This is a genomic window from Massilia genomosp. 1 (genome assembly GCF_011682185.1).
Taxonomy (GTDB): Bacteria; Pseudomonadota; Gammaproteobacteria; order Burkholderiales; family Burkholderiaceae_D; genus Telluria_A; species Telluria_A rubra.
Genome location: NZ_WHJF01000027.1, coordinates 58,437 through 76,275 on the forward strand (window position 1 = coordinate 58,437; position 17,839 = coordinate 76,275).

The following is a 17,839-nucleotide window of genomic DNA, read 5'->3' on the forward strand; positions in this document are numbered from 1 at the left end:
CGTACTCGCGCATGCGCCGCTCAGGCGGGCTTGGCGAAATCTTCCTCGGCAACCAGGATCGGCGCCATGCGGCTGGCCGAGCGCCGCCCCAGCGCGTACATCACCAGGCCCGGCAGTTGCACCAGCACCAGCACGCCGAACCCGACCCGGTAGGCGATGGCCGGATAGTGGCCGAGCGCGTCCGGCGCCCACAAGCCGATCAACTGGCCGAAGCCGGCCTGCACCAGGAAGGCGCCGATGAAGATCAGCATGTTCAGGCAGGACGAGGCCGGGCCGGCCAGCTCGCGCGGCAGGCTTTGCTGCACGATCGTGTATTCGATGCCGGTGATGGTGCCCACCAGCGTGAACAACACGGCCAGTTGCGGGAAGGTCGGCGCATGGTTGAGCACAATCGTACACTGCACCAGCACGAAGCCGGCCACGCCGATCGCGGCCACGTCGAGCGGGGCGATCCCGCGCCGCTTGGCCCATTCGGTAATCATCCCTACCGCGATGGCGCCGAAGATGACGGCGGCCATGCTCAGATATAACAGGTAGGCCACGGTACGCTCGGAAAAACGGGCGACGTCGGACAGCCAGCGGCCGATCCACAGTCCCTGTATGCCCCAATAAATGGTGTGCGACAGGAGCACCAGCATGATGGTCTTGCGAAAGGCGCGGTTGCGCCACACCTCGAGCAGCGCGCGCGCGCTCGGCGCCTTGGTCGGCGCGGCGCCGCCCTGGCGCGGCCTGACCAGCCAGGCGAACAGGGCGATCGCGGCGGTCAGCGCGGCCAGCCCGATGAACAGGCCGCGCCAGTCGGTGAGCTCGAGCACGCGGCGCAGCGGCAAGGTGGCGGAGGCCGAGCCCAGGCCGCCGAAAGCGATCAGGAAGCCGACCGACGATGGCAGGCGTTCGGCCACCACCCCGGCCGAGATGGCCTTCACCGCCACCATCATGGTGCCGCCGACGCCAAAGCCGATCACGGCGCGCGCCAACACCAGCTGGGTCAGGGTTGTTCCGTAAGAAAACATCAGGGCGCCCAGGGCCGCCAGCAGCAGCATCGCCAGTTGCACCTTGTGGGGGCCGTGGCGCTCAAGGGCATAGGCGGTGGGGAGCTGGGCCAGAACCACGGAAAAGAAGAAGGTGCTGGTGAGCAGGCCCAGCTGGCCGGGATTGAGCGACAAGGACGCGACCAGGTCCGGCACCAGCACCGCATTCACGTTGCGCAGCAGCGCATGCATGTACTGACCGAGCGCGAATGGCAGGAACACGGTGAAAAACAGGGCGGCACGCGCTTGCCATGAGGTGTTCGGGGCGCCGCCGGCAGCACGCTCCACGTCCGGCACGGGGTTGTCGGCCGGGCGCGCGTGCGCGTCCGTGGCGCGCAAGAATGTGCTGTGGATGATGTCAGTGCGCATTGCGGACTCCGGTAGACGGTGAAAAGGATGCTGGGTCGCCGTCAAGGATTCTTGCTTGCAAAATTGCCGGCAGGAATTAATTGTAAAAGCCTGTGCCAGAACCAGATTGTGGCGCGTCAACTGAGTCCAAAAAAATTCCCCCAGGGCATCAATTCACCGTAGAACTAGCTCGTGTTGCAGCGCGGCCGCAGCGGCCCGGCGACTGGCAAGTGCTTGACGTAGCGCAACTTGCGTCGCGCGCGCGGGCGTACATTGGAGATGCGTCGAAGCAACATTTACCCAACGAATTTTTATACAAGGAAGTCGCCATGAAAATGCTGTTCACCGTTGCCACCCTGGGCCTGGCCATTGCGGCAGGTCATGCCTGCGCTGCCGAACCGGCCGAAAAAGATGCCATCGCCCTGGTCGAGAAAGGCGCCGCCCTGGTCAAGTCGGATGGCAAGGCCGAGATGATCAAGCGCATCAACGCCAAGGACCCCTCGTTTGTGCAAAGCGCGATCTATCTGTATATGTCCGATGCCAAGACGGGCGTGATCCTGGCGCACCCGATGAATCCGGCGCTGGTGGGCAAGGACTTGATCGATGTGCCCGACACCAACGGCAAGCCCTTCCGGCGCCAGGGGGTCGAGATGGTGGCCAAGCAAGGCAAGGGCTGGATCGACTACACCTACAAGAACCCCGCCTCCGGCAAGATCGAACCGAAGACGACCTATCTGATGCGCGTCGACGACGTCATCCTGCAAGCCGGCATCTACAAGAAGTAATCGCAAGACAGCGCTCGCCGGACGCGCGCGCTGCGGCGCGCCGGCCGGCAAGCCCGCCTTCCTGCGACACCCTGCTTGCTTGCCGCCGCAACTGGCGGTGGCGGTGGCGCCGATCCGCCCGCATGGCCGGGTGGCGCGCCCTGGCCGGAAACATCCCCGACACCGTGCCGCCCAACCCGCCCCGTACGCCGCGCGGCCGCCCGCATGGCGGCGGCGTTGGCGTGCGCTTACTGGCTGCAACGACCGGCGTCGGTGCGCTGCGCCGAGGTGATCGGAATCACCTTGCCGGCCGGGGCCGGCGCGGCGCGATCGTCCTCGCTTTCGAAGAAGAACTTGCTCTTGCCAAAAGCCGGCACCAGGTGATCCATCCAGGTCGCCTTGTCATCGTATTTGGCGAAGAAGGGTTTGCGCACCCAGTCAGGATTGCGCGCCTGCAAAAATTGCAGCGCGAACAGTTTTTCGCCATTGATGGTGACCACGCCATCGATCACGATCTTGCCGGGGAAGGCGCTCATGGACGGCCCGCGCACCGTGCGCGAGAGCCCCGACACCATCTGGAACGCCGCCTGGAAGATATCGTGGGCGCGCGCCAGCGGCAGCGAAAAATACTCGCTCGGCCCGGTATCGCGCTCGACGAACATATAGTACGGAATCGCGCCCAGGCGCACGCCGGTGGTCCACAGCTCGGCCCAGCTGGCGGGGTCGTCGTTGATGTAGCGGATCAGCGGACCTTGCATGCGCAGGGTGGCGCCGGTCGACACAATGCGCTTGACCGCCTTTTGCGCCGTCTCGTTGCGCAGTTCGACCGCGTGGCTGTAGTGGCCCATGATGGCCAGGTTCTTGCCGGCGGCGACCACCTTTTCGAACAGGCGCATCAGGTCGTCGGCATCGCGGTCGCTGACGAAACGCTGCGGCCAGTAGGCCACCGCCTTGGTGCCGATGCGGATGTTCTGGATATGCGCCAGCTCGGGCACCAGCAGCGATTCGAGGAACACGGCCAGCGAACGGGTATTCATGATCATCGGGTCGCCCCCGGTGATGAGCACGTCGGTGACCTGCGGCTGGCTTGCCAGGTAGGCCACCAGTTCGGTCGTTTCGCGCGCATCGAACTTCATGTCGTCCATGCCGACGAACTGCGGCCAGCGGAAGCAAAAGGTGCAGTAGGCGTGGCAGGTCTGGCCCGCGCTGGGGAAAAACAACACCGTTTCCTTGTACTTGTGCTGGAGGCCGCGCAAGGGAGCGTCGTTGACGCGCGGCACGTTATGGGTCATCTGGCCGGCCGGATGCGGGTTCATGCGCATGCGGATCGCGTGTACCAGCTGGTTGATGGCCGCCTCATCCTTCTTGAACAGCACCAGCTCGCGCAGCCGGGCGTACTCCTGGGGCTGCAGCATGTCGCGATGCGGAAACACAAGGCGGTAGATCGGATCGTCCGGAATATTGCTCCAGTCGATCAACTGGTCCATCACGTAGTCATTGGTGCGAAACGGCAGCACGCGCGCCACCACTTGCACCGCCTCCTGCAGCTCGGGCGACATGAATTGCCACTGGCGCGCCTGGGCGATCGACTGGCGCGTGTAGGGCTTGAAGGTGGGTAGCGGGGAATCGGTCACGGTGGAGCTCCAGGAGAAAGTCGGAAGGGAATGCCATCAGCGCTTTCCCAAAAGGAATGGCAGGCAGGAAGCCATCATAGGCTTGCATTTTGGAATTAAATTGTCGTAGATCAAGATGAGAGAGCGTCTGTGCGGCGGTGGCGCGCCCGAGTGTGGCTTGTACGCATCCTTTACCCCGACTTTGACATCGCGCAATCGACGCCATGAGGGACGGCATAAATTACGCAATGTACCCAAGCAACTATAGCCCCGCGTTCCCGAAAGGACTTATATGAAACTGCTGATGAGTGCCGCCGCCGTGTGCCTCGCCTTCACTGCCGGCCAGGCCTGCGCCAACGGCCCCACCGAGAAAGACGCCATCGCCATGGTCGAGCGCGGCGCGGCGCTGATCATGGTGAAGGGCAAGGATGAATTGGTGAAAAAAATCAACGCCAAGGACAAGGACTTCTTCCAGGGCGAACTGTATCTGCACATGCGCGACCTGCAAACCGGGATCGTGCTGGCGCACCCGATCAACCCCTCGATCGTCGGCAAGGACCTGATCGACGTGCCCGACGCCAGCGGCAAGAAATACCGCCGCGACATCCTCAACCTGAGCCAGTCCAAGGGCAAGGGCTGGATCGACTACCAGTACCAAAACCCCACCAACGGCAAGATCGAGCCGAAAACCGCCTACATCCAGCGCGTCGACGACGTGATCCTGGAAGCGGGTATCTATAAAAACTGAAGCGCCTGGAATGCGGGCGGCGCTTGCCGTTCGCTGAACGTTCTGTCGGGAGTAAGGCATGCTGAACAAACTGCGTATTGGGCCCAAGCTGTTGCTGGCCCCCGGGCTGGTACTGATCTTGCTGATGCTGGTGGCCGCCGGCGCCTGGTACGGCATGGTGCGCCAGAACGATTCACTGGAAAAAATGGTGCAGGTACACGCCACGCGCCAGAAAGCGGCGGCCGACGTGGCCGGCGACACCAAGCATGCGCACGCCAACATCTATCAATTGCTGGCCTGGATCAACGGCAGCTTCGCCCAGTCACGCGTGGATGCGCTCGCGGACGATATCGGCAAGAAGCACGGCGCCATCGCCGCCCAGCTGGGCGCGTTGGGGAGCATGGCGCACCCGTCCGAGAAGAAACTGCTCGACGCTTCCACGGCGGCGCTGGGCGCCTACCGCAAAAGCGTGCTCGAAACCATCGAAATGGCGCAGATGGACCAGTCGATCGCCACCAACTCGATGCAAAAGGCGGAAAAGCAATTCGTCGCCCTGAGCGCGGCCCTGGACCAGTTGGCCAATGTGGAAAAGCAGCTGGGCGAGCGCGCCTATGCCGACGCGCGCGCAGAATTTCGCGCGCTGGTGGGGGCGATGGGCGCGCTGGTGCTGCTCTCGATCGGCCTGTCGCTGCTGGCCACGATGCTGGTGCGGCGCGCCATGCTGACCGACATCCGCGCCATTGCCGCGGTGGTGGGCGCGCTCTCGGACGGGCGCCTGACGGTCGGCGCGCCCAACCGCGGCCGCGACGAAATCGCCGACACCTCGCGCGCGCTGGACCAGACCATCGGCACCCTGAACCAGACCTTGCGCGCGGTCCTGTGCTCGGTGCGCTCGATCGACAGCGCCTCGCACGAAATCGCCACCGGCAACATGGACCTGTCGAACCGCACCGAAATGCAGGCTGGCTCGCTCGAACAAACCGCCAGCGCGATGGAAACCCTGACCCTGGCGGTGAAAGAAAACGCCAGCAACGCGCGCCGCGCCAACGAGCTGGCGGCCAGCGCCGCCACCCTGGCCGCCAGCGGCGGCAAAGCGGTGGAGCGGGCGGTGACGAGCATGGCCCAGATCAAGGCCAGCTCGGCCAAGATGGTCGACATCATCGGCGTGATCGACGCCATCTCGTTCCAGACCAATATATTGGCCTTGAACGCGGCGGTGGAAGCGGCGCGCGCCGGCGAACAGGGGCGCGGTTTCGCGGTCGTGGCGTCCGAAGTACGCACCCTGGCGCAGCGCTCGGCGGCGGCGGCCAAGGAAATCAAGGCCCTGATCGCCGCCTCGGTGGCCATCGTCAACGGCGGCAGCGCCTCGGTCAACGAAGCGGGCGGCAGCATGGGCGAGATCGTGGCCTCGGTCAGGCAAGTCAACGAGATCATCGAGCGCATCAGCCTGGCCAGTTCCGAGCAGGCCGACGGCATCGCCGAAGTGAATATGGCGGTCGGCCAGATGGATGCCATGACCCAGCAGAACGCGGCGCTGGTCGAGCAGGCCGCGGCGGCGGCCGAAAGCCTGCACCAGCAGACGGTCAAGCTGTCGCAGGCGGTATCGGTGTTCCAGATCGATACCGATGGAGACGACGACACGGGGGGGCCCGCCCACGCCGGGCTGCACGGCGACCCGGACGCCGCTTACCGCGAACCGGCCGAGCGGCGCGCGGCGGCCAGCCGGATGCGGGCGGTGGGTGCGCGCGGGCGGTCGCCGGCGGCGCGCGCGGCGGCCGGATGGCGCACCGTGTAAAGCGCTGGCGCAAACTGTTAGCGGAAAGGCCGGCTCACGAAGCGCGACCCGGCCAGGCCGAAGCGCCAGGGCAGGTCCATGGCCTTGGAAATGCCGATGCGCGGGCCGGCCACCAGCACGGCCGGCGTGGCGGGGGCGAGCAGCGCGAACGGCGGCGCGTCCAGCGCCAGCGCATTGTGGAAGCGGGTCACGCCCAGCGCCTGGCACAGCTTGCCGGGGCCGGAGCACAGCAGGCGCAGATCGTCCACGCCGCGCCGCTCGCGCATCAGCGCGATGCCCTCGAGTGGCTCGATGGCGCGGATCAGCACCCCGGCGCCGTGGCCCTCCTCGCGGCAGACGAAGTTCAGGCACCAGTGGATGCCGTAGGAGCGGTACACATAGGCGTGCCCGGGCGGGCCGAACATGGCCAGGTTGCGTTCGCTGGGACCGGAAAAGCTGTGCGAAGCCGGATCGTCGCGGTCATAGGCTTCGGTTTCGACGATGCGCCCGCCCACGCCATCGACCAGCAGTTTCACGCCGACCAGCCGGCGCGCCACCTCGGGCGACGGCGCGCCAAAATCGATACCCGCCAACTGCGGTGTTGTCTGCATTTTCATAGGAAACAATTCTACCTAAACTCCCCCGCTGTCCGTTTGCCGGACAGTGCGGCTTGGTTTTACTGCCCCCCGGGTGTCTGCCCCCCCCCCCGGTGTCCCCCCCGGTGTCAGGTCTGACATTCGGACACGAGCTCAGCATTACCAGCCCCCTGGTGTCAGCCCCCTGGTGTCAGCCCCCTGGTGTCAGCCCCCTGGTGTCAGCCCCCTGGTGTCAGCCCCCTGGTGTCAGCCCCCTGGTGTCAGGTCTGACATTCGGACACGAGCTCAGCATTACCAGTGACGAGCTCGTGTCCGAATGTCAGACCTGACACCAGGGGTTGGGGGTGGTTTTGAGGCAAGCCTGCCAGTGTGGCCAGGCGATGTGTGACGGCGGGCCAACACTGAAGAAAGATTCTTTTTTGATTGAGACAAGATGAGCCGCTGCGAGGCAGACTGGTTTATAGTGACGCATTGCAAGAGATTCCACGCGGAAATTAATCTTCGATATCATATGAGCAATTCAGCCCTAGCCACCACTGCCGACGACCCGGTCGATGCCCTGATCAAGTCGATCCGGATACCGCCACGTCCGAGCCTGCTGGCCGACCTGCAGCGCGAACTGATGTCGGAAGATCCGTCGCCGGCCACCATCGGACGCATTATCGCCAGCGATGTCGGCATGTCCGGGGCGCTGCTGAAACTGGCCAATTCCTCCTTTTACGGCGGCAAGCGCAAGGCCAAGTCGATCGAGCAGGCGATTCTTTTCCTGGGGATCAACCAGGTCGCGGCCCTGATGACGGGCCTGCTGGCACGCCGCAGCATCGGCACCGACCACGCCTCGCTGGCCAGTTTCTGGGACCTGTCGACCCGGCGCGCCCAGGCCATGGTGTACCTGTCGCGCCGCTTGCGCATCGGCGAAGCCGACGTGGCGCACACCTTCGGCCTGTTCTGCGACACCGGCGTGCCGCTGCTGATGCAGCGCTTTCCCGCCTACGCCGCCACCTTCGCCGAAGCGGCCAACGACCCGCTGCGCCCGTTCACCGCGCTCGAAGATGAACGCCACAGCACCAACCACGCCGCCATCGGCTGCCTGCTGGCGCGCAACTGGGGCCTGTCGAGCGAAGTGGCCTGGGCCATCCTGCACCACCAGGATTACAGCGTGCTCGAAGACGAGGCCACCGACGACGCCGTGCGCGCCCTGGTGGCGCTGTCGCTGCTGGCCGAAAGCGCCATCCAGCAGTACCAGGGCCACGGCGGCTCGCTCGAATGGGACAAGGGCGGCGCCCGCGCCAGCGCTTACCTCGGCCTGTCCGACGACGACATCACCGACCTGCTCGACGAGCTGCACGACTCCTTCCACGGCGAGCACGAGAACTAGACTTTCCGCGTTTCGACGACGATACTGAAAGTCAGACTTGAGGAGGCATCGATGCGACACCTTGCCAGCTTGGCCATCCTTACCTTGTCCCTGCTGGGCAGCGGCTGCGCCAGCGTGCGCGTGCCGCCCCCGCTGCCGGCGGTCTTGAGCGACGCCACCTTCACGCCGGCGCCGGCGGCGGTCGGCCCGGACCAGCTGTTCGTGCTCAGTCCCGCCATGCGCGCCTATCTCGACAGCCCCGAGTTCCACGGCGTGCTGCGCCGGCTCGGGCCCGAGCGCGGCCTGGTCGAGGCGCTCTACACCAAGGGCGAGCTGAAACTCGAATACGACGCCAGCGTCACCCGCAACGCCGCCGAAACGTTCGATGCGCGCATGGGCAACTGCCTGTCGCTGGTGGTCATGACGGCCGCTTTCGCCAAGCACCTGGGGCTGGAAGTGCAGTACCAGGACGTGATGATCGACGAAACCTGGACCCGCAGCGGCGGCCTGTATTTCGCCAGCACCCACGTCAACCTCTCGATGGGCAAGCGGCGCACGGTGCAGGCGCGCACCCTGGGCGGCGAAGAGCGCATGATCACGATCGACTTCCTGCCGCCCGAAGACAGCGCGCGCTACAACACGCACGTGATCGAAGAGCGCATGATCGAAGCGATGTTCATGAATAACCGCGCGGCCGAAGCGCTGGCCGAGAACCATCTCGACCAGGCCTACTGGTGGGCGCGCGCGGCGGTGCTGCACCTGCCGACCTACTCCACGCCCTACAACACCCTGGGCGTGATCTACCAGCGCCACGGCGACAATGCGCTGGCCGAACGCGCCTTCAAGGCCACCCTGACCCTGGAGCCCGAAAGCACGATCGCCATGCACAACCTGGTGCCGGTGTTGTCGAAACTGGGCAAGGAAGCGGAGTCGAAGGCGCTGGCGGCGCGCCTGGCCACCCTGGAGCCGACCCCGCCCTACCACTACTTCCACCTGGCGATGAAGGCGCTGGAAGAGCTGCGCTACGCCGAGGCGCGCGAGCTGCTCAACAAGGAAGTGCGGCGCGCGCCCTTCAACCACGAATTCCACTTCTGGCTCGCGATGACGCACTGGCGCCTGGGCGAAGCGAACGCCGCGCGCGACGAACTGGCGCTGGCGCTCGACAACAGCACCACGCACGCGGCCAGCGAGCGCTATTCGGCCAAGCTGGCCTTCCTGCGCTCGCAGATCGGCCAGCGCCAGCGCGCTTATTAAGGCGCCACCATAATCGACGCTCGTCCATTCTTCAACGAGCCCGCATGCGCACCGACCTGCCAGCCTTGATCATCATCGACATGCAAAAAGCCATGGCCAATCCGGCCGCGGGAGAGCGTAACAACCCGCAGGCTGGGGCGCGCATCGCCGACCTGCTGGCGGCGTGGCGCGCCGTCGATGCGCCGGTGGTCCACGTGCGCCACATGTCGCGCACGCCGGGCAGCTTGTTCTGGCCCGGCCAGCCGGGCGCCGAATTCCAGGATGCGCTGTTGCCGCTGGCGCTGGAACACGTGGTCGAGAAAAACGTGCCCGACGCGTTCATCCATTCGGGCCTCGAACGCTGGCTGCGCGTGCGCGGCATCACGCGCCTCGTCATGGCCGGCGTGAGCACCAACAATTCAGTCGAAGGCAGCGCGCGCAGCGCCGGCAACCTGGGGTTCGACACCACCGTGGTGGCCGACGCCTGCTTCGCCTTCGCCCGCACCGACTACGCCGGCCCGGCGCGCCGCGCCGGCGGGCTGCGCGCCCGGGCCGGCGCCACATGATTTCCCGTTAGCAATTCATCAATAGGTCATAAACAGGCTCTAGACTTCCAGCCATTCTTCACTGGAGCCTTCATGACCTCAACACTTTCACGCCGCGGTTTCCTCACGCGCGGCGGCATCATCGCCGGCGGCACGGCCCTCAATGGGTCGCTGCTGCTGTCGGCCTGCGGCGGTTCGGATTCGCCTGCCCCGGCCATCGTCACCAGCGACGCCGAACGGCCCAAGCTGCCCTCGGGGATCCAGTTCGGCGACGTGACCGGCGAACGCGCCGTGATCTGGAGCCGCAGCGACCGCACCGCGCAAATGATCGTGGAATACGACACCAGCGAGCGCTTCACCAACGCCAGCCGCATTGTTGGCCCGACCGCCACCGAAGCGACCGACTTCACCTCGCGCGTGGACTTGTCGGGCCTGCCTGCCGGCCAGACCGTGTTCGTGCGCGTGAAGTACATCGACCCGGCCAATGGCCGTATCGAGAGCGAGCCCGTCGCGGGCCAGTTCCGCACCATGCCGCAGGCGGACGGCAAGCGCGCCATCCGCTTCCACTGGAGCGGCGACCAGGCCGGCCAGGGCTGGGGCATCAACACCGATTTCGGCGGCGTGCGCATGTACGAATCGATGCGCAAGCGCGATCCGGATTTCTTCATCCATAACGGCGACACGGTCTACGCCGACGGCCCGATCGCGGCCGAAGCGAAGGCCGAAAATGGCCAGATCTGGAAAAGCATCGTGACCGAAGAGGTCAGCAAGGTCGCCGAAACGCTCAAGGAATTCCGTGGTCGCCATTCGTACAACACGCTCGACCTGAACTTTCGCACATTCGCCGCGCAAGTGCCGCAGATCTGGCAGTGGGACGACCATGAAGTGACCAACAACTACAGCGGCGCCAAGGACCTGACGGCCGACGCGCGCTACAAGGAAAAGAACGTCGCCACCCTGGCCGAGCGTGGCCGGCGCGCCTTCCTGGAATACGCGCCGATGCGCTTTTACAAACAGGCAGAGCCCCAGCGCATCTACCGCAGCATCGGCTACGGCCCGCTGCTCGACGTGTTCGTGATCGACATGCGCAGCTACCGTGGTCCCAACAGCAGCAACCTGCAGAGCGAAGAAAACGCCAGGTCGGCCATCCTCGGCTCGGCCCAGGTGGACTGGTTGATCGCCGAACTGGGCGCCTCGAAAGCGACCTGGAAGGTCATCTCGTCGGACATGCCGATCGGGCTGGAAGTGGCCGACGGCAAGGACGCCAAAGGGGTGGCGCTGTGGGAAGCGGTGGCCAATGGCGTGAGCGGGCCGGCCTCGGGACGCGAGCTGGAAATGGCGCGCCTGCTCAAGGGCATCAAGGCGGTGCCGAACGTGGTCTGGATCACGACCGACGTGCATTACTGCGCAGCCCATTACTACGACCCGGCCAGGGCGCACTTCACCGATTTTGCGCCGTTCTGGGAATTCGTGGCCGGCCCGATGAATGCCGGCGCCTTCGGTCCGGGCAAGCTCGATATGACGTTCGGACCGACCGAGGTGTTTGCCAAGGCGCCGCCGATCCAGAATTCGTCGCCGTTCGCCGGCTACCAGTTCTTCGGCGAAGTCAATATCGACCCGCAGTCGAAAGCGATGAAGGTCGAGCTGTTCGACCTCAATGGCGTATCGCAGTTCAGCAAAACGCTGCCGCCAGCGGGAGTTTAAGCAGCTGCCGATTGCGTGCCGGCCCGGGCCAGCTGATGGCGCATCAGGTGGAAGTACGCGCCATCCTGCTGCGCCACCAGTTGCGCGTGCGTGCCCTGCTGCGCCAGCCTGCCCTGCTCCAGCACCAAAATGCGGTCGGCCTTGACGATGGTGGAAAAGCGGTGCGCGATGATGATCGTGGTGCGCCCCTGCATCAAGGTGTCGAGGGCGCGCTGCACCTGCAGTTCGCTGGCCGAATCGAGCGCGCTGGTCGCTTCGTCGAGAATCAGGATGCGCGGATCGCGCAACAGGGCGCGCGCAATCGCGATGCGCTGTTTCTGCCCGCCGGACAGTTGCGCCCCACGCTCGCCGACCACGGTGTCGTAGCCGTCCGGGAAGGCGCTGATGAAATCGTGGGCATAGGCCAGCCTGGCCGCCGCCTTCACTTCGTCCAGCGTCACTTCCCGTTCGGCCACCGCGAACGCGATGTTCTCGAAGATGCTGCCCGAGAACAGCGATGGCTCCTGCTCCACGATCGCCAGCTTGCTGCGCATGCCCGCCAGCGTCATGGCGCTGGCATTGACGCCGTCGAACAAAATGCTGCCGCTGTCGGGCTGGTAGAAACCCAGGATCAGGCTGGCGATGGTCGACTTGCCGGCGCCGGATGCGCCGACCAGCGCAATCGTTTCGCCGGCGGCGATGGAAAAGTCGATGCCGTTCAAGGCCGGCGTATCCGGCCGTTCGGGATACGCAAACACCACGTTCTCGAATGCCAGCTTGCCCTGCAAGCGCACCTCGTCACCCGGCGCGGCTTGCGGCGCGCGTTCGGTGTTGATGACGTTGAAGATCCATTCGGTGGCACCGATGGTGCGCATCCACGCGTTCCAGAATTCGCCGATGGCGCCGGCCGCTTCGGTTACCATGCTGGCGTACAGGATAAAGGCGGTCAGGTCGCCCACCGACAGCGCGCCCTGTCCGATCAGGCGCGCGCCGAACCATAAGGTACCGAGTAGCGCGAGGTACACCAGGAACGACGAGCCGCCGCGAAACAGCGCAAACAGCGCGCTGCTCGACACCGACAGCGACAAGGCGTATTCGGTCGCGCCGGCGTAGCGCGCGCGCGCGGTGCGCTGCTGGCTGAAGGCATGCACCAGGCGGATATTCGAAAAATGCTCCTGCGCGACCTTGCCGCATTCGGCCTGGCCGTCCTGCATCAGGCTGGCGCGCTTGCGGTACACCTTGCCCGTCATTTTGCCGATGAACAGCGTCGCCGGCAAAAAGATCACCAGCATCAGGCAGAGGACCGGCGAAATCATCAAGAGCATCGCCACGCCGCCGATGAACACGCACAGGCAGCGCAGCGAAACGGCCATCCCCATGGTCAGCGTGTCGTGCAGGATTTCGACATCGGCCGTGAGGCGGTTGCTCAGTTCGCCGACGTGGTGCTTGTCGTAGAAGCGGATTGGCTGCCCGATCAGCGCCGCGTACAACTGACGCCGGATGCGCGTGACGATCATGTAGCCGGTCGACTCGAAAATGTAATAGCGCGCGGTGGCCGCCACGGCCTGCAGCGCGAGCACGGCCAGCATGATCAGCGCCAGTGAGCTGAACCACGCCATGTCGTTCCTCACGTTGATGTTATCGATGAAGTACGACAGCGCCTTGGGATAGGCCAGCTGGATCAGCACCGTCACCGCCATGCACACCAGGCCCGCACACAGGCGGCCGGCGAAGGGGCGCAGCAGGCGCAAGCGGTCGAGATGGGGAGACGCCCGGCTCACGCGCTTGCCTCTTGCGCCGTCGGCGCCTCGTCCATCTGTTCGCAAAAACTGCGCCAGTCGTCGTCGCCGATCATGCCGCGCGCGTCCAGTGTGCCGGCCTGACTGACGAACAGGTACGAGGGCGACGACATGAGCGGGTTGAGCATCCCGTAGTCGGCGCTGGACACGCGCACGGTGCTGCCGGCCAGCGCGCTCGCTTGCAGGAAGCGGCGCAGGCGCCAGGCCGGCTCCAGGCTGACCAGCCAGAGCGCCACGCCGGCTTCGCGCGCCAGCGGCGCCAGGCGCGCGATCTCGGGCAGCTTGTGGCGGCATTTGGGGCAAGCGCTGGAGAGGAACAGCAGCACTGCGGGCTGGCCGTCATCGCCCACCGTGAGCGGCGCGCCGTCGGCCAGCCGTTTGCCGCTAAAGGCGTCCAGCGCTTCACCCAGCGGCAGGATCGATGCCGCCTTTGCGGCCGCACTGAGATGATTCACGACTTTCAAGAGCTGCAACGACAGCTTGAGGTTCAGCGCCACGCTCAACGCCAGCAGCAGCAGGATGACGGCCAGGACGTCGCTATCCATCACGCGCTCCGCTTGAAGGCATGGGCAAGATCGTGGAAGCCGATGGCGCCGATCGTGGCAATCGTCGCCAGCGCGGCGGCCAGCACGCTTTCCTTTTTGCCGAAAGCGGCCGCGCCGGGCAATGCAAGGCAGGCGCCGATGGCGGCGATGAGCAAGCCATTGCGCAGCAAGTCGTAGCCCGATACCGGCCGTTCGCTCTCGCCGAAGCAGCTGCATTTGACGCTGCCTTCGACCACGTAGCGGTAGCCGACCAGCGCCGTCAGCACGACGAACAGCACGAGGGCGGCCGCCATGCCGATGCGGCCGACGCCGCCGCCGGCCAGGATCAGGCCCGCCAGCAGCGCCTCGGCCACGATGACGGCGGGCGCCAGCAGCGCCGCCGCCTGCCGCTTCAGGCCGAACGACTCGACCAGGTTATGCGTAAATGCGGACAGCGTGCGCAATTTGCCGATGGCGGCGCACACGAGCAACAAGGCGGTCAAGAAGCGGATGATCTCCGCGAGGTAGGCTGCGGCGCTCATACGGCCAGCTTGCTCCAGCGCGGCAGGAAGCCGCCGCTGCGATGTTCGCGCAGCATGCCGTCGTCGCGCGTGGCCAGCAGCACATCGTTCCACGGCGCCTCGGCCGATTCGCGCAGGCCGCCGCCGACGATCGTTTGCAGCAGGCGCGACATGCGCCAGGCGCATTCCTCGACCTGCGCTTCGCGCCGGATGTTCAAGCCCAGTTTTGCCAGCTCCTCGCGGGTGAGCGCGTAGTTATGCGAGTAATAGCCGAACATCAGTTTCTTGACCACGTCCTGGCGCGTGGCCTCGGGTTTGTCGGGCATGTGAAAGCGCAGCAGTTCTTCGCCGATCCGCATCACTTCCTGGGTAGTGCGGTAAAACGCGGTGAGGGTCGGCGGAAAGATGCTGTTGCACAGAAGACTCAGCGACTGCAGGCGCGCTTCGTCGGAGCTGAGGCCGAACCACTCCTCGCTCATGGCGCCGAACATCTTGATGTCCTGGCACGAGAACGATGAGGCGGCGCTGTCGTCGTCGGCGCCGCCATGCAGGTGCGGATCGATCGGCGAGAACATGGCCAGGTCGCCGGCGATGATTTCATCGGCCGCCAGCGCCAGGATGGTGGCCGAGGATTCGCAGTGATACGGCACGATGAACGCCAGGTGCTCGCTGAACTGGCGCAGCAGCAGCGCGATGCGGCGCGCCGCGTTGACGATGCCGCCGCGGCATTGCAGCAGCACGTCCAGGCGCGCCACCGGGCCGATTGCGCGGCACTGTTCATATAGCGCCGGCAGGATCTCCATGTCCAGGTTGGAGGCGGCGAACACCAGCACGCGGCTGTTGCGCAGCGCTTCGATCTCCTTGATCTGCTCGCGCACGGGGAAACGGTGTGACTGGGTCATGCGCACTCCTCAACAAGTCGGTCGGCCAGCGCGTCGAGCATGGCCAATGCGGGAATCAACTGCTCGATGTAGAGAAACTGGCCGACCGGATTATTCTCCAGGAAAACGATCTCGTCATCGGGCGTGACGATCAGGTCCAGCGCGCCGTAAGCCAGTCCGTAGCTGCGCACGAACGCCAAGCAGCGCTCGCGCAGCGCGTCCGGCAAGACGGTCGCCTCGTACAGGATAGCGGCCGACATGTCGCGCGAATCGATGGCGGTGCGTTGGTCGTCCTGCGAATGGATCTTGGCAGCGAACACGCGCTCGCCGATGATCGTCACGCGCAGTTCGTACCGTTTGGGAATGTACTGCTGAAAATGGCAGGCCAGTTCGCCGACCGAGTCCAGTTGATCGAACATGGCATCGTCGACCAAGGTGGTGCCGATGCCCTGCGCCACGCGCTCATCGTCGGCCAGGTCCTCGCCCCCGAGATTGGGGCTGGAGAGGGCCTTGAAGATCATCGGGCCATCAAAACTGGCGCGAAAGGCTTGTACCTCGGCGGGCGAATTGGTCGTCAGCGAGGCTGGAATACGAAAACCCATGCGCGCGGCGCGTTGCAATTGCTCGCCCTTCCACATGGCCCCGCGCAGGGCCAGCGGATGGCTCATCCAGAAGCAGTCGAGCGTGTAGAGCATGCCGAACAGCGCCTGCTCGGTTTCGGCCCTGGCATAGATGCGTTCCTGGACCCCGAGGTCGGGACTGAGAAAACTGAATTCGGCCGGCTTGCGGCTCCAGATCGCGCCCACCTCGGCCAGGTCGAGCGACGCGCCCGACGGCAGGTGGCGGATCCACTGGCGCAGGCTGCCTGCGGCAAACCATTGCGCGCTCTGGTAATCGCGCGGGAAAGCGTCCAGGTCGATGCGGAAGGCCGCGCATCCTTTCGCTTGCAGGATGGGGATGAGCAGGTCGACGTGCAGGTCGGCGCTGTTACTGACAATCAGAACCTTTTTCGCCATATGCCGTTTTGAAGAGGTCAACGGAAAACGCCCTGCCCGAAAGAGCAGGGCTTGCCTGGTGTCAGGCGCTCAGCACCACACGCCGAGATCGCGGCCCCAGTACCCATCTTCACGCTGGTCTTCGCCGGAGCAGCCGGCGCTGGCGACGCCGTCGCGCAGTGTCCATTGCGCGGCTGGCTTGGCCTCCTTGGCTTTCTTTTCTGCCAATTTGAAGGCAAACAGCTTGGTATTGTCTTGCTTTTCCATGGACCGGTCTTTCAAAAAGTGACGTGGAGGACAGCAGCAGGGATAAAAAAAGCCCTGCGATGAGCAAGGCTTGTTATCCAGCGAAGCGGTCAGCAATAGATGCCGTTGTCGCGGCCCGGACGGCGGTCGCCGCGGGCATCGGGACCGGAGCAACCGGCGGTGGAGACGCCTTCGCGCGCTTGCCACTGCGGCGCCGGTTTTGCTTCTTTGGTTTTTTTCTCGGCCAGCTTGAACGCGAACGTTTTCATTCCATTTTGATTTTTCATTTTCGTATCTTTCTAAAAATAGCGAAATTCAATCCAACGGTGTACCGCTTAAAGCGGCAAGGAAATCCTAGTCGCATGCCAAACTTGCGTCAAGATAAATATTATTCTATGTCTAATGCAAATCGCATAAGCGGTTACCTTGCTTGCTCCGGCATGCGCATGGACTATGTCGGGCTGCTCGCCTGGGGACGCACATCATCGCCCAAGGTACGCCACACCAGCAATTTATCGGCATACGGCGCCGTGTACGCCGGGCTGCTCGACGGCAGGTTAACGATGCGATAGCGCGGCGCCAGCTCGCCGAGCGCCTTCATTCCCAGCCGCGCCGCCGTGCCGCCATTGAAAGCAATCGTCCTGAGCTGCGGCAGGCTCTGCACCAGCCCCGCCAGGTCGTTGCCCACATGGCCGCGAATCTGGCTGTCGAGACTACCCTCGCGGCGGGCCTGCGCCACCACATCCCACAGGCCGACGCCGTGCGCCAGCAGCGCCGCCAGGCGCGCCGCGTAGTCCAGCGCCACCAGGTCGACACCCGTGACCTCGGACATCAGCGCCCAGAAGCGGTTCTGGCGGTTGCCATAATATTGCTGCTGCGCGAGCGAGCGCTCGCCCGGCAGGCTGCCGAGCACAAGAATGCGGGTGTGCGCATCGACCACCGGCGCAAAACAGCGCTTGAGCGCGGCCTCGTCCGGTTCGACATCGGCAAGCTGAAAATCGTTCATGGCGCGATTCTAGCCTGAATTTTGCACAAAAAAGGGCAAGAATGCCGTAAGTGATTGATAGAATGGGAATTATCTAAAAACCTACCCTATCAGCACGAACACACCTTGCCCGACATGAATTCTACCCCAGAGCAGCTCCGTTTTGCATCCATTCCCGCTCATAGCGTTCGCGCCGATTTCGCCGGCGGCGGCTTGT

18 protein-coding genes are annotated in these 17,839 nt (G+C 64.8%); 7 read left to right on the forward strand and 11 right to left on the reverse strand.

The genetic code is table 11. The annotated features are described in order from the left end of the window. Nucleotides 1-20 precede the first annotated feature (20 nt). Entirely contained in the window at nt 21-1,400 is a 1,380-nt protein-coding gene (locus tag F1735_RS12715; protein ID WP_167237271.1) for an MFS transporter, read from the reverse strand. Nucleotides 1,401-1,708: 308 nt separating this feature from the next. Between F1735_RS12715 and F1735_RS12720 the strand changes: the two genes are divergently transcribed. Then, nucleotides 1,709-2,164, forward strand: a complete 456-nt coding sequence (locus F1735_RS12720; RefSeq protein ID WP_166887431.1) for a cache domain-containing protein — start codon at nt 1,709-1,711, stop codon at nt 2,162-2,164. Nucleotides 2,165-2,391: 227 nt separating this feature from the next. Here F1735_RS12720 and F1735_RS12725 read toward each other — a convergent pair whose 3' ends face one another. Next, a complete protein-coding gene (locus tag F1735_RS12725; RefSeq protein WP_167237272.1) occupies nt 2,392-3,777 on the reverse strand; it encodes a KamA family radical SAM protein in 1,386 nt (461 codons plus the stop codon). 271 nt (nt 3,778-4,048) lie between these two features. Here F1735_RS12725 and F1735_RS12730 point away from each other — a divergent pair, with 271 nt between their 5' ends. Further along, entirely contained in the window at nt 4,049-4,504 is a 456-nt protein-coding gene (locus F1735_RS12730; RefSeq protein ID WP_167237273.1) for a cache domain-containing protein, read from the forward strand. 58 nt (nt 4,505-4,562) lie between these two features. After that, the gene (locus F1735_RS12735) at nt 4,563-6,278 is read left to right on the forward strand and encodes a methyl-accepting chemotaxis protein (protein ID WP_167237274.1); all 1,716 of its coding nucleotides are present in this window, start codon (nt 4,563-4,565) and stop codon (nt 6,276-6,278) included. Between the two features lie 17 nt (nt 6,279-6,295). Here the strand turns inward: F1735_RS12735 and F1735_RS12740 are convergent, their stop codons facing one another. Further along, nucleotides 6,296-6,874, reverse strand: a complete 579-nt coding sequence (locus F1735_RS12740; protein ID WP_373888510.1) for a DNA-3-methyladenine glycosylase — start codon at nt 6,872-6,874, stop codon at nt 6,296-6,298. Nucleotides 6,875-7,364: 490 nt separating this feature from the next. Between F1735_RS12740 and F1735_RS12745 the strand changes: the two genes are divergently transcribed. The 4 genes from F1735_RS12745 (at nt 7,365) to F1735_RS12760 (ending at nt 11,692) form a co-directional block, all read left to right on the forward strand. Beyond that, nucleotides 7,365-8,231 carry an HDOD domain-containing protein gene (locus tag F1735_RS12745; RefSeq protein ID WP_167237275.1) on the forward strand — a complete coding sequence of 289 codons (867 nt, stop codon included), beginning with the start codon at nt 7,365-7,367 and terminating at the stop codon, nt 8,229-8,231. Nucleotides 8,232-8,282: 51 nt separating this feature from the next. Continuing rightward, entirely contained in the window at nt 8,283-9,464 is a 1,182-nt protein-coding gene (locus F1735_RS12750; RefSeq protein WP_229505738.1) for a hypothetical protein, read from the forward strand. Between the two features lie 44 nt (nt 9,465-9,508). Further along, on the forward strand, nt 9,509-10,009 hold the full coding sequence (locus F1735_RS12755) for a cysteine hydrolase family protein (RefSeq protein WP_167237276.1): 501 nt from the start codon (nt 9,509-9,511) through the stop codon (nt 10,007-10,009). A 72-nt stretch (nt 10,010-10,081) separates the two neighbouring features. After that, nucleotides 10,082-11,692: an alkaline phosphatase D family protein gene (locus tag F1735_RS12760; RefSeq protein ID WP_167237277.1), complete on the forward strand. Its 1,611-nt coding sequence runs from the start codon at nt 10,082-10,084 to the stop codon at nt 11,690-11,692. Here the strand turns inward: F1735_RS12760 and F1735_RS12765 are convergent. The 8 genes from F1735_RS12765 to F1735_RS12800 form a co-directional block, all read right to left on the reverse strand. Further along, nucleotides 11,689-13,452 carry an ABC transporter ATP-binding protein gene (locus tag F1735_RS12765; RefSeq protein ID WP_373888511.1) on the reverse strand — a complete coding sequence of 588 codons (1,764 nt, stop codon included), beginning with the start codon at nt 13,450-13,452 and terminating at the stop codon, nt 11,689-11,691. The two genes, F1735_RS12760 and F1735_RS12765, sit on opposite strands and share 4 nt — an antisense overlap. Next, on the reverse strand, nt 13,449-14,015 hold the full coding sequence (locus F1735_RS12770; protein WP_167237278.1) for a redoxin domain-containing protein: 567 nt from the start codon (nt 14,013-14,015) through the stop codon (nt 13,449-13,451). The genes F1735_RS12765 and F1735_RS12770 overlap by 4 nt, the downstream gene beginning before the upstream one ends. Continuing rightward, nucleotides 14,015-14,536, reverse strand: a complete 522-nt coding sequence (locus F1735_RS12775; protein ID WP_167237279.1) for a MauE/DoxX family redox-associated membrane protein — start codon at nt 14,534-14,536, stop codon at nt 14,015-14,017. The genes F1735_RS12770 and F1735_RS12775 overlap by 1 nt, the downstream gene beginning before the upstream one ends. Further along, nucleotides 14,533-15,417 carry an SDH family Clp fold serine proteinase gene (locus F1735_RS12780; RefSeq protein WP_167237280.1) on the reverse strand — a complete coding sequence of 295 codons (885 nt, stop codon included), beginning with the start codon at nt 15,415-15,417 and terminating at the stop codon, nt 14,533-14,535. Before F1735_RS12780 ends, F1735_RS12775 begins: the two co-directional genes overlap by 4 nt. Continuing rightward, nucleotides 15,414-16,412, reverse strand: a complete 999-nt coding sequence (locus F1735_RS12785) for an ATP-grasp domain-containing protein (protein WP_167237281.1) — start codon at nt 16,410-16,412, stop codon at nt 15,414-15,416. Before F1735_RS12785 ends, F1735_RS12780 begins: the two co-directional genes overlap by 4 nt. Nucleotides 16,413-16,481: 69 nt before the next feature. Further along, on the reverse strand, nt 16,482-16,658 hold the full coding sequence (locus F1735_RS12790) for a hypothetical protein (RefSeq protein ID WP_167237282.1): 177 nt from the start codon (nt 16,656-16,658) through the stop codon (nt 16,482-16,484). Between the two features lie 89 nt (nt 16,659-16,747). Continuing rightward, nucleotides 16,748-16,924, reverse strand: coding sequence for a hypothetical protein (locus F1735_RS12795; protein WP_166887466.1), 177 nt, complete (start codon nt 16,922-16,924; stop codon nt 16,748-16,750). Between the two features lie 164 nt (nt 16,925-17,088). After that, nucleotides 17,089-17,643: a DNA-deoxyinosine glycosylase gene (locus F1735_RS12800; protein ID WP_167237283.1), complete on the reverse strand. Its 555-nt coding sequence runs from the start codon at nt 17,641-17,643 to the stop codon at nt 17,089-17,091. Nucleotides 17,644-17,839: the final 196 nt, after the last annotated feature.